The sequence below is a fragment of the Pseudomonas sp. K5002 genome, from assembly GCF_013386655.1.
In the GTDB taxonomy this organism is placed as follows: Bacteria; Pseudomonadota; Gammaproteobacteria; order Pseudomonadales; family Pseudomonadaceae; genus Aquipseudomonas.
On record NZ_JACARK010000285.1, the window covers coordinates 1 to 4,300 of the forward strand.

General features: G+C 61.8%; 3 protein-coding genes and 1 pseudogene. 1 reads left to right on the forward strand and 3 read right to left on the reverse strand.

The window, feature by feature from the left end:
* Window positions 1-12: 12 nt before the first annotated feature.
* The 3 genes and pseudogenes from HX846_RS14825 to aspA form a co-directional block, all read right to left on the reverse strand.
* A pseudogene (locus tag HX846_RS14825) lies at window positions 13-654 on the reverse strand (asparaginase domain-containing protein); the annotation flags it as partial.
* Between the two features lie 77 nt (window positions 655-731).
* Entirely contained in the window at window positions 732-2,183 is a 1,452-nt protein-coding gene (locus HX846_RS14830) for a sodium:alanine symporter family protein (RefSeq protein WP_003213417.1), read from the reverse strand.
* Window positions 2,184-2,575: 392 nt separating this feature from the next.
* Window positions 2,576-4,000 carry an aspartate ammonia-lyase gene (gene aspA, locus HX846_RS14835; RefSeq protein WP_003213415.1) on the reverse strand — a complete coding sequence of 475 codons (1,425 nt, stop codon included), beginning with the start codon at window positions 3,998-4,000 and terminating at the stop codon, window positions 2,576-2,578.
* Window positions 4,001-4,181: 181 nt separating this feature from the next.
* On the opposite strand from aspA, the gene HX846_RS14840 reads away from it, so the two are divergent.
* The coding region (locus HX846_RS14840; protein ID WP_178965629.1) for a LysR family transcriptional regulator at window positions 4,182-4,300 on the forward strand (119 nt) is incomplete at its 3' end.

Consider the following 4,300-nt stretch of genomic DNA (forward strand, 5'->3'; position numbering starts at 1 on the left):
CAACGCGTCCTATTGCGCGGCGGCGATGCCCGGCACCAGTGGCAGCACGCCCACATTGACCAGCGCCTTGGGCTGGCGGTAATGCAGCGCCGCCGGAATCATGTCCGCCTTGGCGACGCCGCCGTTACGCTGCAACGCGGCAAACGGATGGCGACCAAAACTGCGGATCTTCGCGCAACGGGTCGGGGCCATCAGTGCACCGTGGAAGTACAGTTGCACGCCAGGCGCCAGGCCAGCGCCCAGGGCTGCCAGCGCACCGCTGACGTTTTCCCAGGCATCGCTGTCGGGTACACCGGCCGGCAGCATCGAGCCGGTAAACAGCACCGGCGCGGGCAGGCCCAGCAGTTGGAAACTCATGGCCGCAGCGCTATAGGCCAGGGTGTCGGTGCCGTGCAGCACCAGTACGGCGTCGCAACCCTCGTCCACCGCCTCGATCACGGCGACGCGCAGGCGCTGCCAGTAGGCGGGGGTCATGTTCGCACTGTCGATCAGCGGGGACATTTCCCGAAAGCGCCAGGCTGGCATATTCAGTTGGGCGAGGGCTTCGCTCATGCGCGCTTCAAACCCCGAAGCGGGGGCCAGGCCGTTGGCGCTGGCCTGCATGCCGATGGTGCCGCCGGTGTAGAGCACCATGACGTTGTTGGCTGGTTGCATTGAAGAATCTCCTGAACGAAAAACGCCGCCGGGCCCAGAGCATGCCCAAGGCCGGGCGGCGTGTCATCTATCTAGGTTTAGCGTTGCGCTTGAGCGTTCAGTTCTGCGGTCGCTTGAGCGGCTGGCTCAGGCTTCACCGGATTTGCCGGCCAGGCCTTGCGGTCCAGGTCCAGGTCCGGGAACTTGCTGGAATCAAACACCGGGGTCTTGATGCCCGCAGCACGCTGGCCGTCGTAGTCATTCAGGATGCGCATGGCGATCTTGAACAGGAACGCCAGGGCGAACAGGTTGACGAACGCCAGCATGGTCATGGTGATGTCGGCGAAGGCAAACACGGTGCTCAGGTTCTCGATGGAACCCCAGAAAATCAGCACCAGCACCAGCGCGCGGTAGCCCATCAGCACCTTGCGGTTGTCGCCCACGATGAAGCGCAGGTTGCTCTCGCCGAGGTAGTAGTTGTACATGATCGAGGTGAACACGAACAACGCCAGGGCCACCGAGATGAACATCCGGCCCCAGTCACCCACCACCGCTGCGAGGGAATTCTGGGTCAAGGCAATGCCGTCGCCTTCGAAGCCCGGGGTGTAGAAACCCGAGAGCAGGATCAGCAGCGCGGTGCAGGTGCAGATGACGAAGGTGTCGAGGAACACGCTGAACGCCTGAACCACGCCCTGGGCGATCGGGTGTTCAACCGAGGCGACTGCCGCCACGTTAGGCGCACTGCCCAGGCCGGCTTCGTTGGCGAACACGCCGCGTTTCACACCCATGATGATCGCGCTGCCCACCAGGCCACCGAAGGCCTGGTCGAGGCCGAAAGCGCTCTTGACGATGGTCGCGAGCATGGCCGGCACGTGGTCGAATTGCAGCACGATCACGTACAGGGTCACCGCGATGTAGACCAGGGTCTTGACCGGTACCAGCAGGTCGGCGATCGAGGCGATACGCTTGATCCCGCCGATGAACACCAGGCCCAGCAACACCGCCAGGGCCAGGCCGGTGTAGGTGGTGTCGAGGCCAAACGCGTTGTTCAGCGAGTGGGTGACGGCGTGGGCTTGCAGGCCATTGAAGGCGAAGCCGAAAGTCACCAGCAGCAGGAACGCCATCACCATGCCCAGCCAGCGTTTGTGCAGGCCGTGCTGGATGTAATACGCCGGGCCACCACGGTAGGTGCCTTCAGCGTCGGTGCGTTTGTACAGTTGGCCGAGGGAGCACTCGATAAAGCTCGAAGACATGCCCACCAGAGCGGTGACCCACATCCAGAATACGGCGCCCGGGCCACCCAGGGTCACGGCAATGCCGACGCCAGCGATGTTGCCGGCACCCACGCGCCCGGCGAGGCTGAGCATCAGCGCCTGGAACGAACTGAGCTGGCCGGCGCTGCTTTTCAGGCTGTCGCGAAACACCGAAAACATGTGGAAAAAGTGACGCAACTGAACGAAACGCGAGCGGATCGTGAAGTAACCACCGAGCCCGACAATGAGCACGATCAATACTTTCCCTGAGAGGAAGTCGTTGATGACTTCTAGCATGGAGTGTTCCTCGCTGATTTTTCTAATGGCAAACGCAGGACGGTCCGACGCATCGCTCGGCACCAGGCAGTGCACGACGCTTCGACCCCAATCCTTTTGCGGGTGTTGTTATTCATGCGGTTTCGCGCTTCCCAGGGTCTCGTTACCGACGACCGCTGACGCGAAGAGGGGCGGCACTATACCTAGGAGTGGGTGATCCGTCTGCACGAGGCGATTAAAGGTTTCAGCCAAGGCGTTACGGGCAAGGCGGGTTTGTTGGGCGATCTTGGAGTTTTTATTGGCGTCATTTCACAACCTTGAGGCAAAAAAAAGGGCCTGAAGAACGAGCCTTCAGGCCCTCAAAAGGTGAGAGGTGTCTAGTCCCTCAACCTGGTGAGCGGTGCAACAAACGCTTAGGCCTTCAGAGGCACCAAGCGTGGGGCAATCATGTTTTCGGGGCGCAGGATGTCGTCGAGCATGGCGTCGTCGAGCAAGCCTTCTTCGCGCACCAGTTCCAGCACGCCGCGGCCGCTTTCAAGGGCGATACGGGCGATGCGGGTGGCGTTTTCATAGCCGATGTACGGGTTCAGCGCGGTGACCAGGCCGATGGAGTGTTCCACCAGTTCGCGGCAGCGGGCTTCGTTGGCAGTGATGCCGACGATGCAGTGCTCGCGCAGCATGTCCATGGCGCGTTGCAGCAGGCGGATCGAGTCGAAGATCTTGTAGGCGATCAGCGGCTCCATCACGTTCAGTTGCAGCTGGCCGCCTTCGGCCGCGATGGTCAGCGCCAAATCGTTACCGATGATTTGGAACGCCACCTGGTTCACGGCTTCCGGGATCACCGGGTTGACCTTGCCGGGCATGATCGAGCTGCCTGGCTGGCGCGCCGGCAGGTTGATTTCGTTGATGCCGGTGCGCGGGCCGCTGGACAGCAGGCGCAGGTCGTTGCAGATCTTTGACAGCTTCACCGCGGTACGCTTGAGCATACCGGAGAACAGCACGAAAGCGCCCATGTCGGAGGTGGCTTCGATCAGGTCGGCAGCCGGTACCAGCGGCTGGCCGCTGATGGTCGCCAGGCGCTGGACGGCCAGGGCCTGGTAACGCGGGTCGGCGTTGATGCCGGTACCGATGGCGGTGCCGCCCAGGTTCACTTCGGTCAGCAGCTCAGGCGCCAGGGTCTTCAGGCGGGCCAGGTCTTCACCGAGGGTGGTGGCGAAGGCACGGAATTCCTGGCCGAGGGTCATCGGCACTGCGTCTTGCAGCTGGGTACGGCCCATTTTCAGGACGTGGCTGAATTCTTCACCCTTGGCAGCGAACGCCTGGATCAGGCTGTCGAGACTGGCCAACAGCGCGTCGTGGCCCAGCAGCAGACCCAGGCGGATCGCGGTCGGGTAGGCGTCGTTGGTCGACTGCGCCATGTTCACGTCGTTGTTGGGGTGCAGGTATTGGTATTCGCCCTTGCTGTGACCCATGGCCTCCAGCGCGATGTTGGCGATGACTTCGTTGGCATTCATGTTGGTTGAAGTGCCAGCGCCGCCTTGAATCATGTCCACCACGAACTCTTCGTGGAAATCGCCGCGGATCAGACGGGCACAGGCTTCGCTGATGGCAGCGTGCTTGGCTTCGCTGAGTTGGCCCAGCTCGCGGTTGGCGTCAGCAGCTGCCTGCTTGACCATTGCCAGGCCGACCACCAATTTCGGGTAATGCGAAATCGGAACGCCCGAGAGACGGAAGTTGTTCACCGCTCGCAGGGTCTGGATGCCGTAATACGCTTGAGCGGGTACTTCGAGTACGCCAAGCAGGTCTTTTTCTGTGCGGAAAGATGCAGCGGAGGACATGACGGAAATCATCTCGATATGGACCCGGGCTAGGCCGGAACGCTGTGAATGCTAGGCTTGCAGGAGATTTTGGGCCAATGCTGTTAAACACTGGCCTATGCATAAACGGCATAATGTCGGTGTGACCCCGTTACCATGACGGACGTGTGTGCCAAAATGGTGCGTGCCCCGGGAGGATGTGATGAACCTTGAAAGCAAATGGCTGGAAGACTTTAGCGCCTTGGCTGCCACCCGCAGCTTCTCCCAGGCGGCTGAGCGGCGCTTCGTCACCCAGCCGGCGTTCAGTCGGCGCATCCGCAG

Coding starts and splice junctions, on each gene's coding strand:
- aspA (WP_003213415.1), bottom strand. CDS start 4,000: ATGTCCTCCGCTGCATCTTTCCGCACAGAAAAAGACCTGCTTGGCGTA.
- HX846_RS14830 (WP_003213417.1), bottom strand. CDS start 2,183: ATGCTAGAAGTCATCAACGACTTCCTCTCAGGGAAAGTATTGATCGTG.